Source organism: Caballeronia sp. Lep1P3, from assembly GCF_022879595.1.
Lineage (GTDB): Bacteria > Pseudomonadota > Gammaproteobacteria > Burkholderiales > Burkholderiaceae > Caballeronia.
In genome coordinates this window covers 2,194,690-2,220,518 of the sequence record NZ_CP084265.1, presented here as the reverse complement: position 1 = coordinate 2,220,518, position 25,829 = coordinate 2,194,690, and the positions used below count along the sequence as shown (strand labels likewise).

The window sequence follows — 25,829 nt, the reverse complement described above, 5'->3', positions numbered from 1 at the left end:
AGAAGGGAAGTTGATCGAACTTGTTTCGCAGAAACGCGAGCGAACGTTGTGCGGCGAGCGAACGTTCGGTGCGTTGCGAAAAGACAGGACGTGCAGCTTGAACGACAGGAAAGCAAAAACCCGCGTCATTTGCATGAACGCGGGTTTTTGTTTGGTGCTGAATCATGTGGTGCCGGAAAGAGGAATCGAACCCCCGACCTTCGCATTACGAATGCGCTGCTCTACCGTCTGAGCTATTCCGGCATCAGAGAAACAAGATTATAGCGACCGCATTCCCGATTTGGCAATAGGCTGAATCAAATTTTCTTTTCGAGATGGTAGCGGGTCACGCGATCGACCTCGTTCTTCGATCCCAGGAACACGGCCACGCGCTGATGCAGGCTCGTCGGCACGATATCGAGAATGCGCTGTTCGCCGTTGGTCGCCGCGCCGCCCGCCTGCTCGACGATGAACGCCATCGGATTTGCTTCGTACATCAGGCGCAGCTTGCCGGGCTTCGACGGGTCGCGCTTGTCGGCGGGGTACATGAAGATGCCGCCGCGGTTCAGGATGCGGTGCACGTCCGCGACCATCGACGCGATCCAGCGCATGTTGAAGTCGTCCTTGCGCGGGCCGTCCTTACCGTCATTGAGTTCGCCGATATAGCGCTGCACCGGCTCGTACCAGTGCCGGCTATTCGACGCGTTGATCGCGTATTCGCGCGTCTCGGTGGGAATCTGCATGTCGCGCTGAGTGAGCACCCAGGAGCCGAGTTCGCGGTCGAGCGTGAAGCAGTTCACGCCGTTGCCGGTCGTCAGCACGAGCACGGTCTGCGGGCCATAGACCGCATAGCCGGCCGCGACTTGCTCCGAACCCGGCTGCATGAACGCCTCTTCGGTCGGCTCCGCACCGTCCGGGCAGCGCAGCACGGAGAAGATGGTGCCGATCGACACGTTCACGTCGATGTTCGACGAGCCGTCGAGCGGATCGAACGTCAGCAGATAGTTGCCCTTCGGATAGCGGTTGGGGATCGGAAAAATCTTTTCCATTTCCTCCGATGCCATCGCGGCCAGATTGCCGCCCCATTCGTTGGCTTCGAGCAGGATCTCGTTCGACAGCACGTCGAGCTTCTTCTGCACTTCGCCCTGCACGTTTTCGCTGCCGGCCGAGCCGAGCGCGTCGCCGAGCGCACCTTTGCTCACCTGATAGCCGATCTGCTTGCAGGCACGCGCGACGACTTCGATCAAAAGACGCAAGTCGGCCGGCAAGTTCTGATGTTCGCGCTGCTGCTCGATCAGATATTTCGTGAGCGTGGTACGGCTGGAAATGGAGGACATGCTGGGCTCCGTGAGCGTTAGACGAATATTCACGATTCTAACCGTTGCACCTGACGCCCCCGTGTCACGGCATCCGCCATAAGCAAGAACGGCCGCCGCGCGAGCGTCGCGCGGCGGCCGCCGGGCGGCAAAAAAGCTCGACGAAACAAGGGTTACGCCGCGAGCGCCTTCTCCACGACTTCGCGCACGTCCCGCGATTTCGCCTTCGACGCGACTTCGGTGAGCGCCGCGTGCATTTTCTCGCGCAAGGCCGGCGTGAAGCGCCGCCACATTTCCAGCCCGCGTGCGAGCCGCGCGGCGACTTGCGGATTCAGCGCGTCGAGCGCGATGACCTGTTCGGCCCAGAACGCGTAGCCGGAACCATCGACGGCATGGAACTGCGCCGGGTTGCCGCTGCAGAAGCTGAAAATCAGCGAGCGCGCGCGGTTCGGGTTCTTGAGCGTGAACGCGGGATGCTGCATCAGCTTGCGCACGATCTCGATGACGTTGCGCTTCGGGCCGCCGCGCTGCGTCGCCTGGAGCGCGAACCACTTGTCGACGACGAGCGCTTCCTTCTCGAAGCGGCGGTAGAAGTCCTCGAGCGCGGCATCGGCGGCGTTCGCGTCGGAGCCGGAGTCGGCGTTGGGATTGGCGCTCGCGAGCAGCAGCGCCGAAAGCGCCGCCGAGCGGTCGGTCATATTGTTCGCGGCGTCGTACTGTTTCTGCGCGAGGCGCACGGCATCGGCCGGATCGTCGAGCTGGCTCAGATAGGCGAGGGCGAGGTTCCTGAGCGCGCGCTTGCCCGCGTCTTCCGGCGTCGGACGATATTCGCCCGGCGTCCGGTTCGCCTCGTAGAGCGCGAGCCACTTGTCGCGCAACTGCGACGCGAGGCGGCGGTTCATGAACACGCGCGCCGCGTGGACGGCGGCCGGATCGGACACGGCCATCTGCTCCGCGAGATAGCTTTCCGACGGCAGCATCAGCGCGAGTTCGCGGAACGCGGGCGTGAGCGTCGTGTCGTCGAGAACGCGGGCGAATGCCGCGATCACTTCGTCGTCGATGGAAAGCGCCGCGCCCTTCGCCGCGCGCCCGGCGAGCGCGAGCAGCTCGCGCGTGGCAAGGCGCTGGCCGGCTTCCCAGCGATTGAAGGGGTCGCTGTCGTGCGCGAGCAGAAACGCGAGCTGCTCGTTCGTATAGTCGAATTCGACGATCACCGGCGCCGAGAAATTGCGCAGAAGCGACGGCAACGGCGCTTCCTCCACGTCGACGAAGCTGAACGACTGCTCGCGCTCGGTGAATTCGAGCACGCGCGTCGTGCCGCCCGGCTCCTTCTCGCCTTCGAGACGCAGCGGCAGGTCCGCGCCGTTCGCGCCGATCAGACCGACCGCGAACGGAATCAGCAGCGGGCCTTTCTGCGTGACGCGCGCGGCTTCCGATGTCTCGCCGTAGCCTTGCGCGAGCGTGAGCGTATAGCGTTTCGCGGCGGCGTCGTAGGATGCGCGGACCGTCACGCGCGGCGTGCCTGCCTGGCTGTACCAGCGCTCGTACTGCGCGAGATCGCGATGGTTCGCATCGGCCATCGCCTGACGGAAGTCGTCGCAGGTGACGGCCTGGCCGTCGTGACGCTGGAAGTAGAGGTCCATGCCGCGCCTGAAGCCGTCGCGCCCGAAGAGCGTCTGATACATCCGCACGACTTCCGAGCCTTTCTCGTAGACGGTCATCGTGTAGAAATTGTTGATCTCGACGTAGCTTTCCGGGCGCACGGGATGCGCCATCGGGCCGGCGTCCTCGGCGAACTGCATCTGGCGCAGCACGCGCACGTCCTCGATGCGCTTGGTCGCGCGCGCGGCCGCGCTCGCCGCGCCTTCGGCGTCGCCGGCGGCCATGTCGGCGGAGAATTCCTGGTCGCGGAACACGGTCAGGCCTTCCTTCAGGCTCAACTGGAACCAGTCGCGGCAGGTGACGCGGTTGCCCGTCCAATTATGGAAATACTCGTGGCCGACCACCGCCTCGATGTTCGAGAAGTCCGTGTCGGTCGCGGTTTCGGGGTTTGCCAGCACGTACTTCGTATTGAAGATGTTGAGGCCCTTGTTCTCCATCGCGCCCATGTTGAAATCGCCGACCGCGACGATCATGAAACGGTCGAGATCCAGCTCCAGCCCGAAGCGCGTTTCGTCCCAGCGAATCGAATGGATGAGCGAATCCATCGCGTGGCGCGTCTTGTCGATGTCGTGTTCCTCGACCCAGACTTGCAGCAGCTTTTCCTTGCCCGAGCCGGTCGTGATGCGCTCCTCGAGCGCGACGAGCTTGCCCGCGACGAGCGCGAAAAGGTAACTCGGCTTCTTGAACGGGTCTTCCCATTTGGCGAAGTGACGGCCATCGGGTAATTCGCCTTCCTCGATCAGATTGCCGTTCGAGAGCAGCACCGGATACGCCGCCTTGTCCGCGCGCAGTGTGACGGTGTAGGTGGCCATCACGTCCGGCCTGTCGAGGAAATACGTGATGCGCCGGAAACCTTCCGCCTCGCATTGCGTGAAGAAGTTGCCGCTCGACACATAAAGGCCCGAGAGCGTGGTGTTGCGCTCCGGATTGCAGATGCTTTCGATGACGAGTTCGAATGTATCGCCGGGAATATTGCCGATAGACAAGCCGTTTTCGCTGACACGGACATCCGCGTGCGCCACGCCGTCGATCGCCGCGCTCACGAATTCGAGCTGCTCGCCTATCAGTTCGAGGCGGGCGGCGTCGCCGGTTGCGTCGGGATTGCGGCGCAGGCGCATCGTGTTCTTGACAACCGTGCGCGACGGCACGAGGTCGAACTCGAGCGCGACCGAATCGATCAGAAAGGCAGGCGGCGTGTAGTCCTCGCGGCGGATAACAGCGGATGCGGTCGGTGCGGTCGTGTTGGACATGGCGGGATCTTCGAAGTGGATTGGCGGCGCGTGGCATTCGTTGCGTGGGCTCAGGCAACGAATGCGGGCGCGGCAGGTCGAACCATTGTACAAAACGCTTGCGGATCGTGAGCCTGGCGTACTCGGCGCTATCTATAACTGAAAAGAGCGGCGAACGCAGTGAGGATGACGATGAACTTCCCGACGCTTTCCATCTTTCGATGCCGCGCGCTCCGCGCAGCGGTTTGCATGCTCGGCGCGCTGTGGCTCGCTGGCTGCACGACTTACGTGCAGACGCAGGTGACGGCCTTCTCCGACTGGTCCGGCAGCGACGCCACGCGCACTTACGCTTTCACGCGCCGCGACGAGCAGCAAAACAGCATTGAGCAGACGACTTACGAAACCCTCGTCGCGAGCGAACTGGCGAAGTACGCGTTCAGACAGGCGCCGCCGGCGAGCGCGCGCTATGAAGTCGCGCTCGCGTATTCGGTTCGCGGCGACATCATGACCGTGCGCCAGCCGGTCTATTACGATCCCTGGCCGATGTACGGCTACTACGGCCGCCCGTTCTGGGGGCCGTGGGGCGGGATCGGCCCATACGGTCCGTGGATGCCGGCGGGCTACGTCGATCAGAGCTACCCGATCTACGTTCACGCGCTGCAGATTCGCATGACCGAGCGCGCGACCGGCCGCGAGGTCTACAAGGTGAGCGCCGTGAATTCGACGGAAGACGCGTCGCTTTATCGCGCGATGCCGTATCTCGCGCGCAGCGCGCTCGCGGACTTTCCGCTCGGCAACGGCACGGTGCGCACGGTGACGCTGCCCCTCGACAAGACGGGCGGCGTCGGCAACGAAACGGCGGCATCGCTCGGTACGAATCCGGGCGCGGCGGCGCAGCCGAAGACGGCCGAGTGAACCGCGCGGCCGATGGCGCCGGGGCCTTCGCCCGCGCGCCTCGCGGGGTCGTTTTGCCGCGCCGCGAGCCAGCCGCGCGATGTGCAGCCCCCCGCAATTAGCGATATATTCGCGGTCATGACAAAACCGTGTCCGCCCCATCCGCAAGCCGTTCCCGAGCCCGCCACATGGGACGCGCGGCTTGCCCGCCGCCTCGTCACGCCGCTCGTCGGCACCCCGATTACGCCGAACCATCTGACGACCGTTCGCCTCGCCATCGGCCTGGCGGGTGCGTACTATCTGTCGCTCGGCGAATTCTGGCTTTGCACCGTCGGCGCGTTGCTGATCGCGCTGTCCAATTTCGTCGATCACACGGACGGCGAGCTCGCGCGCATCAGCGGTCAGTCGAGCAAGATCGGGCACTTCTACGACCTCGCGTCGGATGCGCTCGTGACCGTGCTGCTCTTCGCCGGCATCGGTTTTTACGTGGCGGCGCATCATCCGTCGTTCGCGGCGGCTGCGCAGTGGCTCGGCGGCATCGCGGGCGTCGCCGTCGCGCTGATTTTCTTCCTGCGCATGCGCATCGAGTCGATGGTCGGCAAGTCCGGCACCAAGCAGGCTTCGATGGGCGGCTTCGAAACCGAAGACGTGCTGTATCTGCTGCCGCTCGTGACCGTGCTGAACGGCATGACGCCGTTTCTCGTCGCGGCGGCCATCGGCGCGCCCTTGTTCGCGCTCTACGTGGTGCTGGATTACCGGCGCGTTCTGCGGCGCGTGCGCGAGGAAGTGGCGAAAAGCATGATGAACCAAACGATGAACACGGCGCAGACCGCGCGCGGCAAGGACGGCAACGATTTTCAGGCGGTGAGATGAGCGATACGGCAATTCCGGTCAACGACCTTCCTCGGGCAAGCACGTCGACGCGTCCGTCGCCGCGCGAAATCGACGCGACGCTCGGCGCACGCTTCGCCACGCTGCCAACGCCCAAGCTCCACGGCGACTACGAGAAGCAAGGCTCCTTTCTCTATCTCGACGACTTCCTTCCGCGCGAATTCACCGAGCGCCTGATCGCGGCGGTCCACGCGGTGACGCCTGCCGTCAACCGCAACTATCTGCCGGGGCACAAAGCGGGCGGCAGCGTGAGCCGCCACACGCTCGACAAGCTCGCGCCGTTCATCGCGGATCTGTATCGCTCGGAAGCGCTCATCAAGTGGCTCGAAGCGATCAGCGGCGACAAGCTGCAGCTTTCGCCCGAAGACGATCCGCACGCCTACGCGCTCTATTTCTACACGCGTCCCGGCGACCACATCGGCTGGCATTACGACACGTCGTATTACAACGGCCGCCGCTACACGATGCTGCTCGGCGTCGTCGACGATTCCTCCTGCCGGCTCGACTACGAACTGCACACGCGCACGCCGAACGTGCCGGCCGAGCCGGGGTCGGTGCAGTATCCGCCGGGCGCGCTGGTGTTTTTCGACGGCGACAAACTGCGCCACCGCGTGACGCCGTTGGGCGAAAACGAGATGCGCGTGTCGCTCACGTTCGAGTACGTGACGAACCCCGACATGCGGCCGTTCCAGCGCTTTATCTCGAACATGAAGGATTCGATCGCCTACTTCGGCTTCAGGCAGGTCTTTCGCCGCAAAGGCGGCAAGAACGGACAGGCATGAGCCGCGCCGGTACGTTGCTGCTGTCGGTCGGCGTGGTGCTCTTCATCGCGCTGCTCGGCTGGCAAGGCTTCGGCTCGGTCGTATCGACGCTCGCCGCCGCGGGCTGGGGCCTGCTCGCGGTCGCGGCGTTCCACTTCGCGCCGCTTCTGCTCGACGCCGCCGCCATCAGCGTGCTCTTCGCGCGCCGCGAACGCGATGTCACGCTGCGCGATGCGCTGCTCGCGCGCTGGGCGGGCGAATCGGTAAATAGCCTCATGCCCGCCGGACAAATCGGCGGGCCGATGCTGATGGTCCGCCATCTTTCGCAGCGCGGCATGCGCGCGCGCGACGCCGCCGCCGTCATCACCGTCAGCACGACGATGCAGACCGTCGCGCAACTGCTCTTCGCGCTCACGGGCGTCGTGCTGCTCACGGACTACGCGGCGGGCGGCTCGTCGACGGTCGTGGCGATCGCGGTGCTCGCGGTCGTCGGCGTGATCGGCGCAATGATCTTCGGCTTCTATCTCGCGCAGCGGCGCGGTCTGTTCGGCCGCGCGATGCGCTTTGCATCCGGCGTCGCCGCGCGCTTCTCGAAAAAGCGCGACTGGTCCTCGCTCGTCACGCGCGCCGAAGCCGTCGATACCGCCGTGCACGCGCTGTATCGCGAACGCGGCAAAGTGGCGGCGAGCTTCGGCCTGAGTCTCGTCGGATGGATCGTCGGCACGGGCGAAGTCTGGCTCGCGCTGAATGTGCTCGGGCATCCGGTCGGATGGACGGAAGCGCTGTTGCTCGAAAGTCTCGGCCAGGCGATTCGCGGCGCGGCTTTCGCGATTCCCGGATCGCTCGGCGTGCAGGAGGGCGGCTATCTGCTGCTCGCGCGGCTCGTCGGCTTGCCTCCGGAAGCGGCGCTCGCGTTGTCGCTCGCGAAGCGCGCCCGCGAACTGCTGCTCGGCGTGCCGGGCATCGTCTATCTGCATTTCGTTGAAAAAGGCTGGCAGCGCCGTCGTCTCGCGCGCGTGCCGGAAATCGACTGATACACCCTCGAAGGGAAAAACAACCATGCGCGCAATTATTCTTGCGGCCGGGATGGGTTTGCGCCTCGTTCAGCCCGAAGGCCAGCAAAAGCCCAAATGCCTGCTGCGCTTCGGCGACGCTTCGCTGCTCGAGCGTCATCTGCATTTCCTGAAGGCCGCCGGCGTCGATGAAATCGTCTTCGTGACCGGCTTCAAGCACGAGCAGATCGAAGCGGAACTCGCGTCGATCGACTGGAAGCCGAAGAGCGAGATCGTCGTGAACGACGAATTCACGCTCGGCAGCGTGCTGTCCGTGCATACCGCGCGCGATGCGATGACGCGCGGCGGCGACGTGCTCCTGATGGACGCCGACGTGCTGTACGACGAGCGCATCATCGAGCCGCTGGTTGCGGGCGGCGCCGTGAACCGGCTTCTGATCGACCGCGACTTCGAAGCCGGCGACGAGCCGGTGAAACTGTGCGTCGAGAACGGCGTGCCGGTCGAATTGCGCAAGCAGGTCGCGGCAGGTCTGAAGTTCGACACCATCGGCGAATCGGTCGGCTTCTTTCGCTTCGACGAAAAGACGGCCGCGCGTCTTGCCGATATCGTCGCGGATTACGTGCAAACGGGGCGCGCCAAGATGCCGCACGAAGAAGCGGTGCGCGACCTGTTGCTGGAAAAGGGCCACGTGTTCGATATCGCCGACGTGACCGGCGCACCGTGGATCGAAATCGACTTTCAGAACGACGTGACGCGCGCGGCCGACGAAGTGCTGCCGCAATTGCATGCGCTGCGTCAGTTCGCAGGAGCATCGCAACAATGAACGCACTCACGCAACTTCCCGTCGGCTACTCGCGCACGCTGCGCCTGCGCGAAATGCTGCAAAGCAACCGCCTCGAATTCCTGATGGAAGCGCACAACGGCATTTCCGCGCGCATCGTGAAGGAAGCGGGCTTCAAGGCGATCTGGGGCTCGGGCCTCTCGATTTCCGCGCAATTCGGCGTGCGCGACAACAACGAGGCGAGCTGGACGCAAGTCGTCGACAACCTCGAATTCATGGCCGACGCGAGCGATCTTCCGATCCTGCTCGACGGCGACACCGGCTACGGCAACTTCAACAACGTGCGGCGGCTCGTGAGAAAGCTGGAGCAGCGCGGCATCGCGGGCGTGTGCATCGAGGACAAGCAGTTTCCGAAGACCAACAGCTTTATCAACGGCGAAGCGCAGCCGCTTGCCGACATGGACGAATTCTGCGGCAAGATCAAGGCGGGCAAGGATTCGCAGAGCGATCCCAATTTCTCGATCGTCGCGCGCGTGGAAGCGCTGATCGCCGGCTGGGGCATGGAAGAGGCGCTCAAGCGCGCGGAAGCCTACCGTCAGGCGGGCGCGGACGCCATCCTGATCCACAGCAAGCTCTCGAAGCCGGACGAAATCCTCACGTTCGCGCGCGAATGGGCGGGGCGCGGGCCACTCGTCATCGTGCCGACGAAGTACTACAGCACGCCGACCGACGTGTTCCGTCAGGCGGGCATCAGTTGCGTGATCTGGGCGAATCACCTGATTCGCGGCTCGGTTTCGGCGATGCAGGCGATCGCGAAGGAAATTCACGACAGCGAGACGCTCGTCAACGTGGAAGACCGCATCGCGCCGGTGAACGAGATTTTCCGCCTGCAGGACGCCGACGAATACTCGGCCGCCGAAAACATCTATCTGACGGCGGCGAACGAGAAGCGCAGCGCGGTCGTGCTCGCGGCGAGCCGCGGCGCGGGGCTGGAGGTGCTGACGGCGGATCGTCCGAAGGTGATGCTGCCGGTCGCGGGCAAGCCGCTCCTGCGCCATCTCGTCGAGGCGTTCAAGAAGGAAGGCATCAACGACATCACCGTGGTCGGCGGTTATCGCGCCGACGCGATCGATACGTCCGGCGTGCGCCTCGTCGTCAACGAGAAGCACGAATCCACTGGCGAACTCGCGTCGCTCGCGTGCGCGGCGAAACACATCGCCGGCGATACGGTTCTCTCCTACGGCGACTTGCTGTTTCGCAGCTACATCCTGCGCGATCTCGTGGAATCCGAAAGCGATTTCTGCGTCGTGGTCGATTCGTCGCAGGCGCCGCAAGCGGGCGCTTCCGCCACCGATTTCGCCTATTGCTCGAATGCCGACGACCGCGCGCTCTTCGGGCAGAAGGTGTGGCTCGCAAGCGTCGTCGGCGCGGGGCAAACGCTCGCCGAAGGACGCGCGCCGCAGGGCCGCTGGATGGGTCTCATCAACGTGCGCGCCGCCGCGCGCGAGCGGCTTCTCGCCGCGCTCGCGCAGCTTGGGCAGCGGCCGGACTTCGACACGCTCGACATGGCCGCGTTGCTCAACGCGCTCGTCGCGGCGGGCGAGAAGATCGAAGTGCAATACGTGCACGGACACTGGCGCGGCGTGAACGATCTCGACGACTTCCGCCGCGCGGGCGATTTCGCGCACGGCCAAACGCCGATCGGAACGGAGAGCGCGCGTGATTGAAGCCGCCGAATTCGTCGAAGCGGCGCGCTCGCGCGGTTTCGACTGGTATGCGGGCGTGCCGTGCTCGTTTCTCACGCCGTTCATCAACTACGTGCTGCAGGACGAATCGCTGCATTACGTGTCGGCGGCCAATGAAGGCGATGCCGTCGCGCTCATTGCAGGCGTCGCATTGGGAGGCAGTGGCAAGCGCCGCGGCATCGCGATGATGCAGAACTCCGGCCTCGGCAATGCGGTGAGCCCGCTCACGTCGCTGACCTGGACGTTTCGCCTGCCGCAGCTTCTGATCGTGACGTGGCGCGGTCAGCCGGGCGTCGCCGATGAACCGCAGCACGCGCTGATGGGCCCGATCACGCCGAAGATGCTCGACACGATGGACGTTCCGTGGGAGCTGTTTCCGACGGAGAGCGCGGCCATCGGTCGGGCGCTCGATCGCGCGACGCACTACATGGACAGCACCGGCCGCCCGTATGCGCTCGTCATGCAAAAGGGCAGCGTCGCGCCCTACGCGCTGAAGAAGACCGGGCTTTCGGGCGTGCGTTCGTCGAACGAAGCGGCGCGAGTCGCGCGATTCGCGGGCGAGCGCGTGACGCGGCACGATGCGCTCGAACGCGTGATCGCCCGGACGCCGAAGGATTTGACGGTCGTGCTCGCATCGACGGGCTTCTGCGGACGCGAACTCTACGCCATCGACGATCGCGAGAATCAGCTTTATCTCGTCGGCTCGATGGGCTGCGTCACGCCGATGGCGCTCGGCCTCGCGCTCTCGCGGCCTGATCTGACCGTCGTCGCGCTCGATGGCGACGGCGCCGCATTGATGCGCATGGGCGTGTTCTCGACGCTCGGCGCTTATGGCCCGTCGAACCTCGTTCATCTGCTGCTCGACAACGGCGCGCACGAATCGACCGGCGGACAGGCGACCGTCTCGCGCGGCGTCGATTTCGCGTCCGTGGCGTCGGCGTGCGGGTACGCGCTCGCGCTCGATGGCGACGACATCGGCGTGATCGATCGTCTCTTCGAAGCGCGCGGCGTGGAAGGCGCGCGTTTCGCGCGTCTGTCGATCAGGACCGGCACGCCCGCCGACCTGCCGCGCCCGAAAATCACGCCGGAAGACGTGCGCGCGCGCCTGCAACGACACATCGGAGAACGCTGATGCTGCTGCTCAATCCCGGTCCCGTCACGCTCACCGAACGCGTGCGCAACAGCCTTCTGCGGCCTGATCTCTGCCACCGCGAACCCGAGTTCTTCGACCTTCAGGACGAAGCGAGAGCGCGCCTCGTCGCGGCCTACGAACTCGATTCCGCGAAGTGGACCGCGGTGCTGATGACGGGCTCGGGCACCGCCGCCGTCGAAAGCATGGTCGCGGGCATCGTGCCGGAAGGCGGGCGGCTGCTCGTCGTGGAAAACGGCGTGTATGGCGACCGCATCGCGCAGATCGCGAAGCAGTACGGCATCGAGCATGAAGTCGCGAAATACGACTGGATGCAGGCGCCGGACATCGATGCGATCCTCGCGTTGATCGACCGGAAGGCGTTCACGCACGTCGCGATGATTCATCACGAAACCACGACCGGCCGCCTGAATCCGCTCGATGCGCTCTCGCGCGCGTGCGCGGAACGCGGCGTGGGCTTGCTCGTCGATGCCGTCAGCAGCTTCGGCGCGGAAGCGCTCGATTTCGATGGCGGCGGCATCGTCGCGGCGGCGGCGACGGCGAACAAGTGTCTGCACGGCGTGCCGGGCGCGGCCTTCGTGATCGCGCGGCGCGACGCGTTGCAGAAGGCCGCGAGCCGCACGTATTACCTCGGCATCGCGCGGCTCGCGAAGCTGCAGGACGAGCGCAACACGCCGTTCACGCCGTCGGTTCACGCGTACTACGCGCTGGTCGAGGCGCTGCGCGAATTCGAGGACGAAGGCGGCTGGCGCGCGCGGCATCGGCGCTATGCGGCGCTCGCGGAGCAGGTTCGCGCGGGATTCGCCGCGCTCGGCATCGAGAGCGCGTTGCCGGCGGAAGAATCGTCGGTCGTGCTGCGCGCATACCGGCTGCCCGCGGGCGTCGGCTACGAGACGCTGCACGACGCGCTGAAACAGAAGGGCTTCGTGATCTATGCAGGTCAGGGCGGCTTGTCGAAGACGCTGTTCCGCATTTCGACGATGGGCGCGCTCGACGCAAGCGACATGGATCGCCTCGTCGCGTCGGTGGCGCAATTGCTGGCCTAGTCGCGCTTGCAGAAGATCGCGGTAATGAAGGGCGCGACGTGGTGCACGACCGCGTCGCTGCCCGCCTCGCGCACCTTTTCTTCGACGGCGTCGTCGCTGCCCCAGACGACCGCGCCGTAGGCCGAATCGCCGATCGGCTCGCCTTTGCCCTGCCGAAAGAGCGGATCGTTCTTCTCATACGCGACCAGCACGTACACCTTGAAGCCGTAGGCCGTGAGCGTCGCGCCCTTGACCGGCTTGAACGCGTTGACCGAATTCGCCTCGACGCGCATCGGCTTTCTCTCGAGTAATCCGTCCTGCTGAAGCGGCGCGATGAAGTCGTGCGCGTTCGACTGACAGTCGAGCTGCGCTTCGATCGCGCGCGCGTGCGAGGGCGCGGCGAAGGCGGCAAGCCCGGTTGTCAAGGCAAGGCGAACGATGAGCGCGGCGGCTTTCATGAGGGAATCTTCGCGATGACGGACGAAAGACTGCACCTTAGCGAAGACGCAAAAAACATGCTTGGATGAGCGCGCGCGAGCGGCGCGGCAAACAAAAACGCCCTTCGTCGGAAGGGCGTTTCACGGGCATTTCGTGCGCGGTTCAGGCCGCCAGTTCCAGCTTCGCCGTCCTGCGCCGCTCCCGCTCATGCACGCGCCGGCCAGCCGCATACGTCTCGAACACCGCGCGGTCATCGCCGAGCAGCGCGAACGCGAACAACAGTTCCTCGAGCGATTCCGCCCGCGCCGTGCGCCTCGCGAGCAGCGGCGTCGCGGCCGGATCGAGCACGACGAAATCCGCTTCGCTGCCGGGCGCGAGCGTGCCGATCCTGTCGTCGAGTCCGAGCACTTGCGCCGCGCCCGTCGTCGCCAGCCAGAACATGCGCGCGGCGCTCAAGTGATGCCCCGTCAGGCGCGCGACCTTGTGCGCTTCGTTCATCGTCTGCAGCATCGAAAAGGACGTGCCGCCGCCGACGTCCGTCGCGAGCGCGACCGGCATGTTCGACGCGCCGGCTTTTTCGAAGTCGAAGAGGCCGCTGCCGAGAAAGAGATTCGATGTCGGGCAGTGCGACGCCACCGCGCCCGTTTCCGCCATGCGGCGACGGTCGGCATCGTCGAGATAGATGCAGTGACCGTACACCGCGCGACGCCGCAGAAGGCCGTAATGATCGTAGACATCGAGATAGCTGCGGCGCCCCGGAAAGAGGCTTTCGACCCACTTGATCTCGTCGGTGTTCTCCGCGACGTGGCTCTGGATGAACACGTCGTGGTGCTTTTGCGCCAGCGCGCCGCACGCTTCCAGTTGCGCTTCCGTCGATGTCGGCGCGAAACGCGGTGTCAGCGCGTAATGCTGACGCCCGCGCCCGTGCCAGCGAGCGATGAGTTCGGCGCTGTCGTCGTAGCCGGATTGCGCCGTGTCGCGCAGGAACTCGGGGCAGTTGCGGTCCATCAGCACCTTGCCCGCGACCATGCGCAGATTGCGCGCGTCGCTTTCCGCGAAGAACGCGTCGGCGGATTGCTTGTGCACCGTGCAGTAGACGAGCGCGGTCGTCGTGCCGCACGCGAGCAGTTCGTCGAGGAAGAAGCTCGCCGTCTCGCGCGCGATGGCCGGGTTTTCGAAGCCGCGCTCGGTCGGAAACGTGTACGTCTCGAGCCACGGCAAGAGACCGGGCGCGGGCGACGCGATCATGTCCGTCTGCGGAAAGTGGATATGCGAATCGATGAAGCCCGGCACGATGAGCTTGTCGCGCATCGTGTGGACGATCGCGTCCGCGGCGAGCGTCTCGCGCAACGACGCATACGCGCCCGCCGCGACCACTTTGCCGTCCTCGACGATCAGCAGGCCGTCGGCCTCGTAGAGCGCGCCATCGGCGGCATGCGCGGGGTCTTCGCGGAAGGTGAGCAACTGGGCGCGGTAGGCGGTCTGAGTCATGGTGCAACGTCTCCGTTCTATTAAAGCTGCGAAAGCAGGACCAGCGAAAAGGCCGCGATGATCCACATCGCCGGCTTGATCTCCTTCGCGCGCCCGGTCGCCGCCTTCAGCACGACGAACGCGAGAAAGCCGTAGGCGACGCCATCCGTGATCGAGTACGTCAGCGGAATCAGGATCATCGCGAGGAAGGCGGGAATGGCTTCATCGAAGCGATGCCATTCGATCTGCGTGATCGCTTCCATCATGAACACGCCGACGAGCACGAGCGCGGGCGCCGTCGCGATGGCGGGCACGAGCGAAAGCAGCGGCGAGAGGAACAGGAACGGCAGGAAGCACAGGCCCGCGACGACCGCGACGAGACCCGTGCGCCCGCCCGCCGAAATGCCCGCCGCCGATTCGATATACGCGTTCGCCGGACTCGTGCCGAGCGGCGCCGAGACGAGCGCGGAGAACGCATCGACCATCATCGACTGGCGGATGTTGCGCGGATTGCCGTTCGCGTCGAAGAGCTTGCCGGCTTCGGAAATCGCCATGAAGGTGGAGAGCGCGTCGAAGAACGACGTGAACAGCATCACGAAGATGAACGGCCAGTAGACCACTTTCAGCGCGCCGGTCAGGTCCAGTTGCCAGATGCCGGAAAAGTCAGGCGCGGAGAAGAGGCCGTTCCAGTTGACGAGCGTTTTCGTGGCGATGGCGGCGGGCCAGTACGCGGTGCCGTCGCCCCAGACGCGGCCGATCGGAATGGCGATGATCGTCGTGAACACGATGCCGAGCATCAGCGCGCCGGTGACTTTGCGCGCGACGAGAATCGTCGTGACCGCAAGCCCGATGAGGAACGTGATGACGACCGGATTGAGCGACGCCGAATGCACGATGGTCACCGGATCGCCGACCACGAACTTCGCATTCACGAGCCCGATCAGGCTGATGAAAAGCCCGATGCCGCACGACACCGCGTGCCGCAGGTTGGCGGGAATCGCATCGACGACGAGCTTGCGCGCGTTGAACACCGCGAGCACCGCGAAGATGACGCCGGCCCAGAACACGCAGCCGAGCGCCGTTTGCCACGGCATCTTGCCGCCGTGAACCATCACGAACGCGAAGAGCGCGTTCATGCCCATGCCCGGCGCGACGAGCACCGGATTGCGCGCGTAGAGGCCCATCGCGCAACTGCCGAGAAAGCTGACGATGACCGTTGCCGTCAGCGCGGCGGGAAACGGCACGCCGGCCTGCGAAAGAATGCCCGGATTGACGACGATGATGTACATCGCCGTGAGAAACGTCGTGATGCCCGCGACGATTTCGGTCTTCGTGTGCGAGCCGGCGGCGCGAATGCCGAAGAATCGTTCGAGTGCGGTGGTGTCGCGTTGGGTTGTTGCAGTGGTTTCCATCTTCGTTCTATGTAGTGCAGTTGCGGTTATTGCTTCCAGTGCGCATCGAGGCGCGCGATCATCGCGGCGCGCTCGTCGTCGGTCACGAACGACGCTTCCAGGCTGTTGCGCAGGAGCGTGTAGACCTCGCGGTCCGACAGCTTCAGCGCATCGACGATCGCAAAGTAGTTCGCGTTGACGTAGCCGCCGAAGTACGCGGGATCGTCGGAGTTGATCATCACGGCGACGCCCTGATCCAGCAGGTCCTTCAGCGTGTGCTTCGTCATGTCGTCGAACACGCAGAGCTTGATGTTCGACAGCGGGCAGACGGTCAGTGCGATGCGCGCATCCGCGAGACGCGCGACGAGCGCCGCGTCCTCGATGCTGCGCACGCCGTGATCGACGCGATCCACCTTCAGGAGATCGAGCGCCTCGTACACATACGAGGGCGGCCCTTCCTCGCCCGCATGCGCGACGAGCTTCAGGCCGCGTTCGCGCGCCTTCGCGAACACGCGCTCGAACTTCGACGGCGGATGCCCGCGCTCCGACGAATCCAGCCCGACGCCGATCAGCCGATGCGGGTACGCGTCGAAAAGCGGCAGCGCGGATTCATACGTCGCGAGCGCGTCTTCCTCGGAAAGATGGCGCAGGAAACACAGAATGAGCTTCGACGTGAGGCCGCGCGTTTCGCCCTCGGCGAGCGCGCGCTCGATGCCCGCGACGACCGTTTCGATCGCGACGCCGCGCTCGCTATGCGTCTGCGGATCGAAGAAGATTTCCGCGTGCGTGACGTGGTCGGCGAGCGCGCGCTCGACGTAGGCCATCGTCATGTCGTAGAAATCGGCTTCGTGCAGCAGGACGCTCGCGCCCGCGTAGTAGATGTCGAGAAACGACTGCAGATCGGCGAACGCATACGCGGCGCGCAACGCGTCGATGGAATCGTAGGCGAGCTTCACGCCGTTGCGCTCGGCGAGCGCGAAAATCAGTTCCGGTTCGAGCGATCCTTCGATGTGAATGTGCAGTTCCGCCTTCGGCGCGCGCGCGATCTTGTCGGCGAGTGTGGGATTCATTGGGCTGGTTTCTTATGTTGATGCCTGGGGCTTCCGCTCGCTGAATCAAGCGGTCTGTTGCGACGACGCGCGCGCGTGAGCGTGGGCTTCCACCGCCTGCAGCAACTGGGCTGCCGCTGCGACGGCGATCACTTCCGGCGCCTTGTCCACGATGCCGTCGATGCCGATCGGACACACCATCCGTTCCATGCGCGCGGGGTCGATGCCGCGCGCCGCCAGCCGATGCTCGAACTGCCGGCGCTTCGTGTGCGAGCCGATCATGCCGAAGAACGCGAAGTCGCCGCGCGCGAGAATGCGCTCGGCCAGCGCGAGATCGACCGCATGGTTGTGCGTCATCACGACGAAGTACGTGTTGGGCGGCGCGTCGTCGACGGCTTCGTCGGGCGCGTCGTTCGGCTCGATCGTCACGTTGTCCGGCACGAACTGCGCGGCCGGAAACGCGGCGTCGCGCTCGTCGACCCATCGCACTTGGCAGGGCAGCGTCGCGAGCACGCGAACGAGCGCCGCGCCGACGTGACCCGCGCCGAACAGCACGACGTGGAAGTCGCGCGGCGCGATGATTTCGGTGAGCAGCGCGCCGCTTTCGTCGAAGCCCGCGCCGTCCCAAAGCAGGCAGTCGGGCGCTTGCGCGCCCGGTTCCGGATCGGAGAGCATGACGGCGTCGGGCATCGGCGCGAACGAGACGCTGCGCACGGTCGAAAGACCGCGCGCGGTGCGCTTCGCGAGCGACGTCACCCAGTTGAGATCCGATACGTCGAGCCGCTCGAACGCCAGCACGACCGCGCCGCCGCAGCACTGGCCGAGGCTCGGCCCGAGCGCGAAGCGCGCGAGCCTGCGCATGCGCTGCATGTGCATGCCGTCCTTCAGCACTTGCCGGGCGGTTTCGATCGCCTTCCATTCGAGATGGCCGCCGCCGATGGTGTAGCGGGCGTCCTCGCGCGTGACGATCATCTTCGTGCCCGGCTCGCGCGGCGCGGAGCCTTCGACACGCGCGACCGTCACGAGCACGGCGGCGTCGCCGTGCGCGAGCAGGTGTTGCAGGTCGTTCAGCCAAACTTGCATCGGTCGGGGCTCCGGGTGGTTCGTGTTTTGCGTCGTCGCAGGCGCTAGTTTACCGGGGCGGCGGGTTGCGCCTCGAACGCGGGCACATTCAGCGCATTCAGCGCGTCGAGCGCGTCGAGAATCGCTTCGGGCGTCGCGGGCGCGCGCAGCTTCGGCGCGTCGTTCGCCGAGGGCGCGCAGGCGGCGATCGCCGCGCGGATCGCGAGCAGCACCGAAAACGCCAGCAAAAGCGGCGGCTCGCCAACGGCTTTCGAGCGGAATATCGTCGGCTCGGCGTTGTCGTTGCCGGCGCTTCGGAAGAGCGCGACGTTGAACGCGGCGGGCGTGTCGCTGACGGCGGGAATCTTGTACGTGGACGGCGCGTGCGTCATCAGGCGCCCGTCGCGGTTCCACCAGAGTTCTTCGGTCGTGAGCCAGCCCATGCCCTGAATGAAGCCGCCTTCCACTTGCCCGATGTCGATGGCCGGATTGATCGAACGTCCCGCGTCGTGCAGCAGATCGGCGCGCAGCAGTTTCCATTCGCCGGTGAGCGTATCGATCACGACTTCCGACACCGCCGCGCCATACGCGAAGTAGTAGAACGGATGGCCCGTGAGCATCTTCGCGTCCCAATGCACTTTCGGCGTGGCGTAGAAGCCGTCGGACCACAACTGCACGCGCGCGAGATACGCCGCCGCGATCAGCTGATCGAACGGCATCTGGCCGCCGTTCGCCTCCACCACGCCGCCATGAAAGCGCACGTCCGCCGCCGCGCCGCCGAACTGCTTCGCGGCGAGTTCGGCCAAGCGCGAACGGATGGCGAGCGCCGCCGCTTCGGCCGCCTTGCCGTTGAGATCGCTTCCGGTCGATGCCGCCGTCGCCGATGTATTCGCGACCTTCGACGTATCCGTCGCCGTGACGCGCACGCGCGCCAGGCCGATGCCGAACACGCTCGCCACCACTTGCGCGACCTTCGTGTTGAGGCCCTGGCCCATTTCGGTGCCGCCGTGATTCACGAGCACGGAGCCGTCCTTGTAGACGTGCACGAGCGCGCCCGCCTGATTCAGAAACGGCACGTTGAACGAGATGCCGAACTTGACCGGCGTGAACGCGATGCCGCGCTTGAGCACGCTGCTTGTCGCGTTGAACGCGGCGATCGCTTCGCGGCGCGCGCGGTAATCGCTCGATGCGATCAGTTCGTCGGCGAGCGGCGCGATCACGTTGTCCGCGACGGGCTGACCATACGGCGTCACGTTGCGCTCCTCGATGCCGTAGAAGTTCGCGCGCCGCACGTCGAGCGGATCGCGCTTCAGGCGATGCGCGATTTCGTCGAGCATCACTTCCATCACGAACGCACCTTGCGGGCCGCCGAAGCCGCGAAACGCGGTGTTCGACTGCGTGTTCGTCTTGCAGCAGAACGCGCGGATATCGACGTCGCTCAGAAAATACGCGTTGTCGAAGTGACAGACCGCGCGCGTCGCGACCGCGCCCGACAAGTCCGCCGAGTAGCCCGCCCGCAACGCGATGTCCACGCGCGCGCCGACGATGCGTCCGTCGTCGTCGAAGCCGGCTTCGTATTCGTAGACCGCGTCATGGCGCTTGCCGGTAATCATGAAGTCGTCGTCGCGGTCGGCGCGCAGCTTGACGGGACGCTTCAGCCCATGTGCCGCCAGCGACGCCACGCACGCGAAGAGCGCCGATTGCGATTCCTTGCCGCCGAAGCCGCCGCCCATGCGCCGGCATTCGCACACGACCGCGTGCGTCGGCCAGTCGAGCATGTGCGCGACGACCTGCTGCATCTCGCTCGGATGCTGCGTCGAGCTATAGACGAGCATGCCGTCCGACTCCTTCGGCACGGCATACGCCACTTGTCCTTCGAGATAGAACTGCTCCTGTCCGCCGACTTCGAATTCCCCGGCGATGCGATGCGCCGCATTCGCGATGCGCGCGTCCGGATCGCCGCGCCGCAGATGCAGCGGCGGCAGCACGAACTGCTTGCGCGCCTTCGCTTCGCGCGGCGTGAGCACGGCTTCGAGCGGCTCGTAGCGCAGGACGTCGTCGCTTTTGGCGAGCGCGGCGGCGCGGCGCGCGAGATCGTGCGTCTCGGCGATAACGGCGAACACCGGCTGGCCGAGATACTGCACTTCGTCGGCGGCGAGGATCGGGTCGTCGTGCAGAACCGGCCCGCAATTGTTCTCGCCGGGAATGTCGGCGGCGCTGAGCACGGCAATCACGCCGGGCGCGGCGCGCACGGCATCGAGGTTCATCGACACGATGCGCGCGTGCGCATATCGCGACAGCCCGAGCGCCGCGTGGAGCGTGCCGCGCAGCTCGGCGATGTCGTCGGTGTAAATGGCTTCGCCGCTGACATGCAGCGCCGCCGATTCGTGCGGCAACGCGGCGCCCGCCGCATCGGCGGGACTTGCGGCGGAATCGAGCGGAATCGGTTCGCTGGCCTTGTTCATGGCTGCTCCTCGGAGACGGGCGCATGCGCGGCGTAGGCGAACGCGCTTACGTCGGCGAGCGCGAGCGGCGCGTCGGCGCGCGTCTCCAGATGGAAACGCCGCAGCAGGTTGCGCGCCACCTTCGCGCGATATGCGCTCGACGCGCGCATGTCCGTGAGCGGCTGGAAGTCGGTGTCGAGCGCGTCCATCGCGGCGCGCACGGCGGCGTCGGTCCAGTCGTGGCCGACGAGCGCGGCTTCCGCGTTCGCCGCGCGTTTGGGCGTCGCGGCCATCCCGCCGAACGCGATGCGCGCGTGGGTCACGCGGTGCGCGTCGTCGAGCCGGATCGCGAAGGCCGCACAGACGGCGGAAATGTCCTGGTCGTAGCGCTTGGCCACCTTGTAGGTGCGAAAGCGCAGGTCCGCGCGCGGGCGCGGCACGCGGATCGCCGCGACGAATTCGCCAGCTTCGAGCGCGGTCTTCTGATACGCGAGGTAGAACGCATCGAGCGGCATGGTGCGCATCGCGTCGCCTTTTTGCAGCACGAGTTCGGCGTTCAGCGCGATGAGCGCGGGCATCGAATCGCCAATCGGCGAGCCGTTCGCGACGTTGCCGCCGAGCGTGCCGGCGTTGCGGATCGGGCGCGACGCGAAGCGCGTCCACAGTTCCGCGAGTTCGGGGTAATCGGCGGTGAGCGCGGCATAAGCGTCTTCAAGCGATGCCGCCGCGCCGATGGTCAGCGTCTGCGCATCGCGCTCGATGCGCTTCAGTTCATCCACATTGCCGATGAACAGGATGTCGCCCAGATCGCGAAACTGCTTCGTGACCCATAGGCCGACGTCCGTGCTGCCCGCGAGCAGCCGTGCGTTCGGATTCGCTGCCCGCAGGCGCGCGAATTCGGCGCGCGTGACGGGCGCGTGGAACGCCGGCGTGCCGAACGCGTCCGGCGCGCGGTATTCGAAGGTCTGCGTGCGGCGCAGGCTCACTAGCGTTTGCCGGATCGCATCGCGGTCGAAGGCGGGCGGCGGGTAGTCGAACATGCGCTCGGCGGCATCGACGATGGGCCGGTAGCCCGTGCAGCGGCACAGGTTGCCGGAGATGGCGGCGGCGATTTCGTCGCGCGAGGGCGGGCCGGCATCGCGCGGATGAGCGTGATAAAGCGCCCACAGCGACATGACGAAGCCCGGCGTGCAGAAGCCGCATTGCGAGCCGTGGCAATCGACGAGCGCCTGCTGCACCGGATGCAGCGCGCCGTTTGCGCCGCGCAGGTCTTCGACCGTGAAGAGCGCGCGCGAATCGAGCGTCGGCAAAAACTGGATGCACGCGTTGACGGCCTTCAGCGCGAGCTCGCCGCCTGAATCCAGCTCGCCGACAACGACGGTGCACGCGCCGCAGTCACCCTCGGCGCAGCCTTCCTTCGTGCCGGTGCAGCCCTGGGATTCGCGCAAATGCTGGAGCACCGTGCGCGTGGCGGGCGCATCGGCGACGTCAAGGATGGCGCCGCGAGCAAGGAAACGGATGGTGTGCGTTGTCATGAGCCAGTCAGGGACATTGCGGACCGGGCGCGCGTTACGCGGTTTTCCGCCTGCATCCCGAAATTCGGCTGCAAGCGGGACTGCGCGCACGTAGATCGCCATCCAGCCTCGACCATAGCACCGCAATATCCCAAAAATATTGTCGGGACCGTATCAAGGTTATGCGCAAGCGCTGATGCGGGGAAGGGAAATGCTTCGGCGGGGAGGGCGACGCGCGCGGGCGACGAAGTCGCGCCCGCGCGGAAAAACGGTTATCGCGCCGCTGCGCGTGCGTTGCGCCTCAGGCGAAGGCTCAACGCGACGAAAACGAAGATGACCGCGAACGCGACGAGCGACCACTGCGGAAGCGACAGGCCGAAGATCGGCGGATAAGGCGTCTCGCAGAGGCCCGCGACCTTGAAGACTTGCGGTAGCCAGCGCGCGGGCGGAAGACTGTCGACGACGGGCTGCAGCGCGTCGAATCCGCAACTGAAGCCGGGATTGGCCTGGATGTAGACATGGCGCGCGGCCGTCGCCACGCCGCCGAGCGCGGAAAGCAGCACCAGCGTCTCCAGCAGCGCGATGCCGCGCCAGCCGTTGAATCCCGCGCCGAGAAAGGCGAACACGGCGATCAGCACGAAGAAATAACGCTGGATGATGCACAGCGGACACGGGTCCTGGCCGTGGAAGAACTGCAGATACAGCGCGCCGCCGACGAGCGCGAGGCACACGAAACCGAGCAGCGTCAGCAGCCGACGCTCGCGCCGCAAGGCGCGGTCGCCCTCGTGCATCGTGAATTGATGTAGATGGTTGTTCATTGTTTCGCAACGTTTCGAGAAGGAAGCACCTGATTTACGGGGCGTCGCGCACAAATTCTAGCGCGATCGCCGGCCGCGCAGAGTCGGCGGCGATTCGGGCGGACGACGGCTCTTTAGCGCGTCGTCTCCAGCACGGCTTCGACGGCCCGGCCGATGGAAAGCAGCGTGTCGTCGGCGTTGGGCGCGGCGGCGAGCATGAGGCCGACGGGCGCATCGCCGCGCCGATGGCACGGCAGCGACAGCGCGCAGGCATCGAGAAAATTGAACGTGGTGGGATTGCGCAGGATCAGTGCGTTCGTGCGCGCGAAAAGGTCGTCGTCGGAAACGAGTTCGGCGATGCGCGGCGGCAGCACCGGCACGGTCGGGCAGAGAATCGCGTCGAAACGCTGCCAGAGCGTCGTGCGCGCGGCGTCGATCATGGCGGCGCGCGCTTCGCACAAATCGATGTAATCGGCGGCGCTCGCACTCTCCGCGCGCATGAGGCGCGCGAGCACGCGCGGATCGTATTTTCCGCCATGTTCGGCGATCAGCTTGCGATGCCACGCATACGCTTCGATCGCGACGAGACCGAAGCGATTGATTTCCGGCAGCCGGTCGAGCGGCGCAAAGCGCCCATCCTCGACGAGCGCGCCCGCCGCCGCCAGATGATCGACGGCCGCCTGCACCGCCTGCGCCGCCGGCGCTTCCACGCCGTCGGTCACGTAGTTCGTGAGCACGCCGAGGCGCACGCCGTCGAGCGGGCGCGTAGCCGGGACTTCGGGCTCGCGGCCGGCCAGAATGCGATCGACGAGCGCGCAGCACGCCACCGACACGCCGATCGGCCCGAACGAATCCAGCGTTTTCGAAAGCGGCACGCCGCCCTGTTTCGGGATGCGGCTCGCGGTCGGCTTGAAGCCCGCGAGACCGCACAGCGCGGCGGGAATGCGGATGGAGCCGCCGGTGTCGGTGCCGAGCGCGACCGCCGCCATGCCGTCCGCCACCGATGCCGCCGCGCCCGCCGACGATCCGCCCGCGATGCGTTCGTCGCCCGGCACGTTCGCGTGAAAAGGCGAGCGCGGCGTCCCGTAATGCGGATTCAGGCCGAGTCCCGAGAACGCGAATTCGCTCATGTTCGTCCGCCCGACGATGACCGCGCCCGCGCGTCGCAGGCGCGCGACCGTGATGGCGTCGGCTTTGGCGGGCGCGGCGCCGTCGAGCGCGCGCGATCCGGCGCGCGTCACCTGGCCTTCGACGTCGAAGAGATCTTTCACCGAAACCGGAATGCCCGCGAGCGGCGAGAGCACCGTGCCCGCGCGGCGCAGCGCGTCGTGGGCGTCGGCGGCGGCGCGAGCGTGATCGGCATCGACCTGCAGGAAAACGGTCGAACCTTGCCCGTTCGGATCGGCGATGCGTTCGAGCGCGGTTTCGACGAGCGCGCGGCTCGTCGTGCGGCCGCACCTGAGTTCGGCGGCGAGGAGGGCAAGCGGGGCAAACTGCGGCGAAGTGGTTGGCATGGCGTCGGGCAGTAGCGTGGCCGGCGGCAGCCTGCGCGAAACGCACGGCCTGTTTCGCTTGCTGCATGCGCGGCGGCGAACCGGTGCGCGCGGCGTCGCGGGCATCGGCGGATATCGGGACAGGCGCGCGCTTTTCACACGGCAGAAAAACGGGCGCCCAGGGTGGCTGTCATTCTAAGCCAGCGCAGTAAGAAATACGCGAGCGCTCGACGCCTTCGCGGCGCGCATCGTTGCGCTTCTCGCGCTCAGATCGTGCGCGAGAAGCGCTTGACGGGCGTTTGTCCCAGATAGCGGTCGAAGACGGATGCCACGTTGCGCACGAGCATGCGTCCCGCCGGCAGGACGCGGATCGCGTCGCGCGCGATGTCGACGAGTCCGTCGTCCGCCATCGGCGCGAGGCGCGCGATTTCGCCGGCGAAAGCGTCTTCGAACGCGATGCCGTGCGCGCGCTCGATCTGCGCGTACTGCACCGCGCCGCCGCACATGAGCCGCATGATGATCTCGCGGCGTAGAAGGTCGTCGGCAGAGAGCCGCACGCCGCGCTGGATGGCGAAGCGGCCCGCGTCGATCGCGGCGGCGTAGTCGGCGAGATCGCGCGCGTTTTGCGCATAGACGTCGCCGACTTTGCCGATCGACGATGCGCCGATGCCGATCAGATCGCAGTCCGCGTGCGTGCTGTAGCCCTGGAAGTTGCGCTGAAGCGTGCCAGCCTTGTGTGCGCGCGCGAGTTCGTCGCCGGGCAGCGCGAAATGATCCATGCCGATGTAGACGTAGCCCGCATCGCTCATCCGCTCGATCACGCGCTCGAGAATCGCGAGCCGCACGGCGGGCGAGGGCAGCGCGGCTTCGTCGATCTGACGCTGCATCTTGAAGAGCGCGGGCATGTGCGCGTAGCCGAAGACCGAGACGCGGTCCGGCGCGAGCGCGATGATCGCGTCGAGCGTGCGCGTGAAGCTCTCGACGCTCTGATGGGGCAGGCCGTAGATGAGATCCACGCTCACCGACTTGAAGGCGTGCTCGCGCGCGGCGCGCATGACGTCCTCGGTCATCGCGCGCGGCTGAATGCGGTTGACGGCCCGCTGCACGCGCTCGTCGAAGTCCTGCACGCCGAGACTCAGCCGGTTGAAGCCCAGTTCGCGCAATAACGCGATGGTTTGCGCGGAGGCTTCGCGCGGATCGACTTCGATCGAATATTCGGCGCGCGCGTCGGAAACGAGATCGAAATGCTCGGACGTCGCGGCCATCAGCTCGGCCATTTCGTCGTGAGACAGGAACGTGGGCGTGCCGCCGCCCCAGTGAAGCTGCGTGACGGGGCGCGCGGTATCGAAGCACGCGGCCTGCATCGCGAGTTCGCGCTTCATGCGGTCCAGGTACGGGCGCGCGTGGGCGCGATTCTTCGTCGCGACCTTGTTGCATCCGCAGTAGAAGCAGACGGTGTCGCAGAACGGGATGTGGAAGTACAGCGACAGCTCCGACGATGCGCCGCCCCGATTCGCGGCGTCGAAGTAATGCGCGGGATCGAACGATTCCGAGAATTGGACAGCGGTCGGATACGACGTGTAGCGCGGGCCGTGCGCGTCGTAGCGCGCGAGCAGGTCCGGGCGGAAGAGCGTGTCGGGGGTGTCGGCGGGTGTCATGGGCGGGTTTGCGTTGCGCCGGGTCGAGTTGCGCCGATCTTACGCGGGCGCGGCGCGCGGGCCTTGC

The 25,829-nt window shown here is 66.0% G+C and carries 20 protein-coding genes and 1 tRNA gene; 8 read left to right on the top strand and 13 right to left on the bottom strand.

Features of this window, described 5'->3' with window-relative positions; translation table 11 throughout:
- Positions 1 to 167: 167 nt before the first annotated feature.
- From LDZ27_RS10420 to pepN, 3 genes are all read right to left on the bottom strand, one after another.
- Positions 168 to 243 (bottom strand) — tRNA-Thr (locus LDZ27_RS10420).
- A gap of 53 nt (positions 244 to 296) precedes the next feature.
- Positions 297 to 1,316 (bottom strand): class 1 fructose-bisphosphatase, encoded by a 1,020-nt coding sequence (locus LDZ27_RS10415; protein ID WP_244814017.1) that lies wholly within the window; start codon positions 1,314 to 1,316, stop codon positions 297 to 299.
- Between the two features lie 152 nt (positions 1,317 to 1,468).
- The gene (pepN, locus tag LDZ27_RS10410; RefSeq protein WP_244814016.1) at positions 1,469 to 4,207 is read right to left on the bottom strand and encodes an aminopeptidase N; all 2,739 of its coding nucleotides are present in this window, start codon (positions 4,205 to 4,207) and stop codon (positions 1,469 to 1,471) included.
- Positions 4,208 to 4,378: 171 nt separating this feature from the next.
- Here pepN and LDZ27_RS10405 point away from each other — a divergent pair, with 171 nt between their 5' ends.
- The 8 genes from LDZ27_RS10405 (at position 4,379) to LDZ27_RS10370 (ending at position 12,467) form a co-directional block, all read left to right on the top strand.
- On the top strand, positions 4,379 to 5,101 hold the full coding sequence (locus tag LDZ27_RS10405; RefSeq protein WP_244816115.1) for a DUF4136 domain-containing protein: 723 nt from the start codon (positions 4,379 to 4,381) through the stop codon (positions 5,099 to 5,101).
- Positions 5,102 to 5,218: 117 nt separating this feature from the next.
- Complete coding sequence (locus LDZ27_RS10400) at positions 5,219 to 5,953, top strand: CDP-alcohol phosphatidyltransferase family protein (protein WP_244814015.1); 735 nt, start codon at positions 5,219 to 5,221, stop codon at positions 5,951 to 5,953.
- A complete protein-coding gene (locus LDZ27_RS10395) occupies positions 5,950 to 6,753 on the top strand; it encodes a 2OG-Fe(II) oxygenase (RefSeq protein WP_244814014.1) in 804 nt (267 codons plus the stop codon). The genes LDZ27_RS10400 and LDZ27_RS10395 overlap by 4 nt, the downstream gene beginning before the upstream one ends.
- Entirely contained in the window at positions 6,750 to 7,766 is a 1,017-nt protein-coding gene (locus tag LDZ27_RS10390) for a flippase-like domain-containing protein (protein ID WP_244814013.1), read from the top strand. Before LDZ27_RS10395 ends, LDZ27_RS10390 begins: the two co-directional genes overlap by 4 nt.
- Before the next feature lie 25 nt (positions 7,767 to 7,791).
- Positions 7,792 to 8,568, top strand: coding sequence for an NTP transferase domain-containing protein (locus tag LDZ27_RS10385; protein WP_244814012.1), 777 nt, complete (start codon positions 7,792 to 7,794; stop codon positions 8,566 to 8,568).
- Positions 8,565 to 10,253, top strand: coding sequence for a phosphoenolpyruvate mutase (aepX, locus tag LDZ27_RS10380; RefSeq protein WP_244814011.1), 1,689 nt, complete (start codon positions 8,565 to 8,567; stop codon positions 10,251 to 10,253). The genes LDZ27_RS10385 and aepX overlap by 4 nt, the downstream gene beginning before the upstream one ends.
- Complete coding sequence (gene aepY / locus LDZ27_RS10375) at positions 10,246 to 11,403, top strand: phosphonopyruvate decarboxylase (protein WP_244814010.1); 1,158 nt, start codon at positions 10,246 to 10,248, stop codon at positions 11,401 to 11,403. Before aepX ends, aepY begins: the two co-directional genes overlap by 8 nt.
- Entirely contained in the window at positions 11,403 to 12,467 is a 1,065-nt protein-coding gene (locus tag LDZ27_RS10370; RefSeq protein ID WP_244814009.1) for a 2-aminoethylphosphonate aminotransferase, read from the top strand. Before aepY ends, LDZ27_RS10370 begins: the two co-directional genes overlap by 1 nt.
- Here the strand turns inward: LDZ27_RS10370 and LDZ27_RS10365 are convergent.
- From LDZ27_RS10365 to hemN, 10 genes are all read right to left on the bottom strand, one after another.
- On the bottom strand, positions 12,464 to 12,904 hold the full coding sequence (locus LDZ27_RS10365; protein WP_244814008.1) for a hypothetical protein: 441 nt from the start codon (positions 12,902 to 12,904) through the stop codon (positions 12,464 to 12,466). The genes LDZ27_RS10370 and LDZ27_RS10365 overlap by 4 nt on opposite strands.
- 142 nt (positions 12,905 to 13,046) lie before the next feature.
- The gene (gene guaD, locus LDZ27_RS10360) at positions 13,047 to 14,375 is read right to left on the bottom strand and encodes a guanine deaminase (protein WP_244814007.1); all 1,329 of its coding nucleotides are present in this window, start codon (positions 14,373 to 14,375) and stop codon (positions 13,047 to 13,049) included.
- A gap of 20 nt (positions 14,376 to 14,395) precedes the next feature.
- Entirely contained in the window at positions 14,396 to 15,766 is a 1,371-nt protein-coding gene (locus tag LDZ27_RS10355; RefSeq protein ID WP_244814006.1) for an NCS2 family permease, read from the bottom strand.
- Between the two features lie 26 nt (positions 15,767 to 15,792).
- Positions 15,793 to 16,815, bottom strand: a complete 1,023-nt coding sequence (locus LDZ27_RS10350) for an adenosine deaminase (protein ID WP_244814005.1) — start codon at positions 16,813 to 16,815, stop codon at positions 15,793 to 15,795.
- 45 nt (positions 16,816 to 16,860) lie between these two features.
- Positions 16,861 to 17,877 carry a xanthine dehydrogenase accessory protein XdhC gene (gene xdhC / locus LDZ27_RS10345; protein ID WP_244814004.1) on the bottom strand — a complete coding sequence of 339 codons (1,017 nt, stop codon included), beginning with the start codon at positions 17,875 to 17,877 and terminating at the stop codon, positions 16,861 to 16,863.
- Positions 17,878 to 17,921: 44 nt separating this feature from the next.
- Positions 17,922 to 20,321 (bottom strand): xanthine dehydrogenase molybdopterin binding subunit, encoded by a 2,400-nt coding sequence (gene xdhB / locus LDZ27_RS10340; RefSeq protein WP_244814003.1) that lies wholly within the window; start codon positions 20,319 to 20,321, stop codon positions 17,922 to 17,924.
- Complete coding sequence (gene xdhA / locus LDZ27_RS10335; RefSeq protein ID WP_244814002.1) at positions 20,318 to 21,835, bottom strand: xanthine dehydrogenase small subunit; 1,518 nt, start codon at positions 21,833 to 21,835, stop codon at positions 20,318 to 20,320. The genes xdhB and xdhA overlap by 4 nt, the downstream gene beginning before the upstream one ends.
- 251 nt (positions 21,836 to 22,086) lie before the next feature.
- Positions 22,087 to 22,605: a disulfide bond formation protein B gene (locus tag LDZ27_RS10330; RefSeq protein ID WP_244816114.1), complete on the bottom strand. Its 519-nt coding sequence runs from the start codon at positions 22,603 to 22,605 to the stop codon at positions 22,087 to 22,089.
- A 140-nt stretch (positions 22,606 to 22,745) separates the two neighbouring features.
- Complete coding sequence (locus LDZ27_RS10325) at positions 22,746 to 24,125, bottom strand: amidase (RefSeq protein ID WP_244814001.1); 1,380 nt, start codon at positions 24,123 to 24,125, stop codon at positions 22,746 to 22,748.
- Between the two features lie 245 nt (positions 24,126 to 24,370).
- Positions 24,371 to 25,762: an oxygen-independent coproporphyrinogen III oxidase gene (gene hemN, locus LDZ27_RS10320; protein WP_244814000.1), complete on the bottom strand. Its 1,392-nt coding sequence runs from the start codon at positions 25,760 to 25,762 to the stop codon at positions 24,371 to 24,373.
- Positions 25,763 to 25,829: the final 67 nt, after the last annotated feature.

What these genes read in the sequence shown, in the direction of transcription:
- LDZ27_RS10400 (WP_244814015.1), top strand. Translation starts at nt 5,219, where the DNA reads ATGACAAAACCGTGTCCGCCCCATCCGCAAGCCGTTCCCGAGCCCGCC.
- xdhB (WP_244814003.1), bottom strand. Translation starts at nt 20,321, where the DNA reads ATGAACAAGGCCAGCGAACCGATTCCGCTCGATTCCGCCGCAAGTCCC.
- hemN (WP_244814000.1), bottom strand. Translation starts at nt 25,762, where the DNA reads ATGACACCCGCCGACACCCCCGACACGCTCTTCCGCCCGGACCTGCTC.
- xdhC (WP_244814004.1), bottom strand. Translation starts at nt 17,877, where the DNA reads ATGCAAGTTTGGCTGAACGACCTGCAACACCTGCTCGCGCACGGCGAC.
- LDZ27_RS10370 (WP_244814009.1), top strand. Translation starts at nt 11,403, where the DNA reads ATGCTGCTGCTCAATCCCGGTCCCGTCACGCTCACCGAACGCGTGCGC.
- LDZ27_RS10350 (WP_244814005.1), bottom strand. Translation starts at nt 16,815, where the DNA reads ATGAATCCCACACTCGCCGACAAGATCGCGCGCGCGCCGAAGGCGGAA.
- LDZ27_RS10355 (WP_244814006.1), bottom strand. Translation starts at nt 15,766, where the DNA reads ATGGAAACCACTGCAACAACCCAACGCGACACCACCGCACTCGAACGA.
- guaD (WP_244814007.1), bottom strand. Translation starts at nt 14,375, where the DNA reads ATGACTCAGACCGCCTACCGCGCCCAGTTGCTCACCTTCCGCGAAGAC.
- xdhA (WP_244814002.1), bottom strand. Translation starts at nt 21,835, where the DNA reads ATGACAACGCACACCATCCGTTTCCTTGCTCGCGGCGCCATCCTTGAC.
- LDZ27_RS10405 (WP_244816115.1), top strand. Translation starts at nt 4,379, where the DNA reads ATGAACTTCCCGACGCTTTCCATCTTTCGATGCCGCGCGCTCCGCGCA.
- aepX (WP_244814011.1), top strand. Translation starts at nt 8,565, where the DNA reads ATGAACGCACTCACGCAACTTCCCGTCGGCTACTCGCGCACGCTGCGC.
- LDZ27_RS10330 (WP_244816114.1), bottom strand. Translation starts at nt 22,605, where the DNA reads ATGCACGAGGGCGACCGCGCCTTGCGGCGCGAGCGTCGGCTGCTGACG.
- LDZ27_RS10365 (WP_244814008.1), bottom strand. Translation starts at nt 12,904, where the DNA reads ATGAAAGCCGCCGCGCTCATCGTTCGCCTTGCCTTGACAACCGGGCTT.
- LDZ27_RS10395 (WP_244814014.1), top strand. Translation starts at nt 5,950, where the DNA reads ATGAGCGATACGGCAATTCCGGTCAACGACCTTCCTCGGGCAAGCACG.
- LDZ27_RS10385 (WP_244814012.1), top strand. Translation starts at nt 7,792, where the DNA reads ATGCGCGCAATTATTCTTGCGGCCGGGATGGGTTTGCGCCTCGTTCAG.
- LDZ27_RS10390 (WP_244814013.1), top strand. Translation starts at nt 6,750, where the DNA reads ATGAGCCGCGCCGGTACGTTGCTGCTGTCGGTCGGCGTGGTGCTCTTC.
- pepN (WP_244814016.1), bottom strand. Translation starts at nt 4,207, where the DNA reads ATGTCCAACACGACCGCACCGACCGCATCCGCTGTTATCCGCCGCGAG.
- LDZ27_RS10415 (WP_244814017.1), bottom strand. Translation starts at nt 1,316, where the DNA reads ATGTCCTCCATTTCCAGCCGTACCACGCTCACGAAATATCTGATCGAG.
- LDZ27_RS10325 (WP_244814001.1), bottom strand. Translation starts at nt 24,125, where the DNA reads ATGCCAACCACTTCGCCGCAGTTTGCCCCGCTTGCCCTCCTCGCCGCC.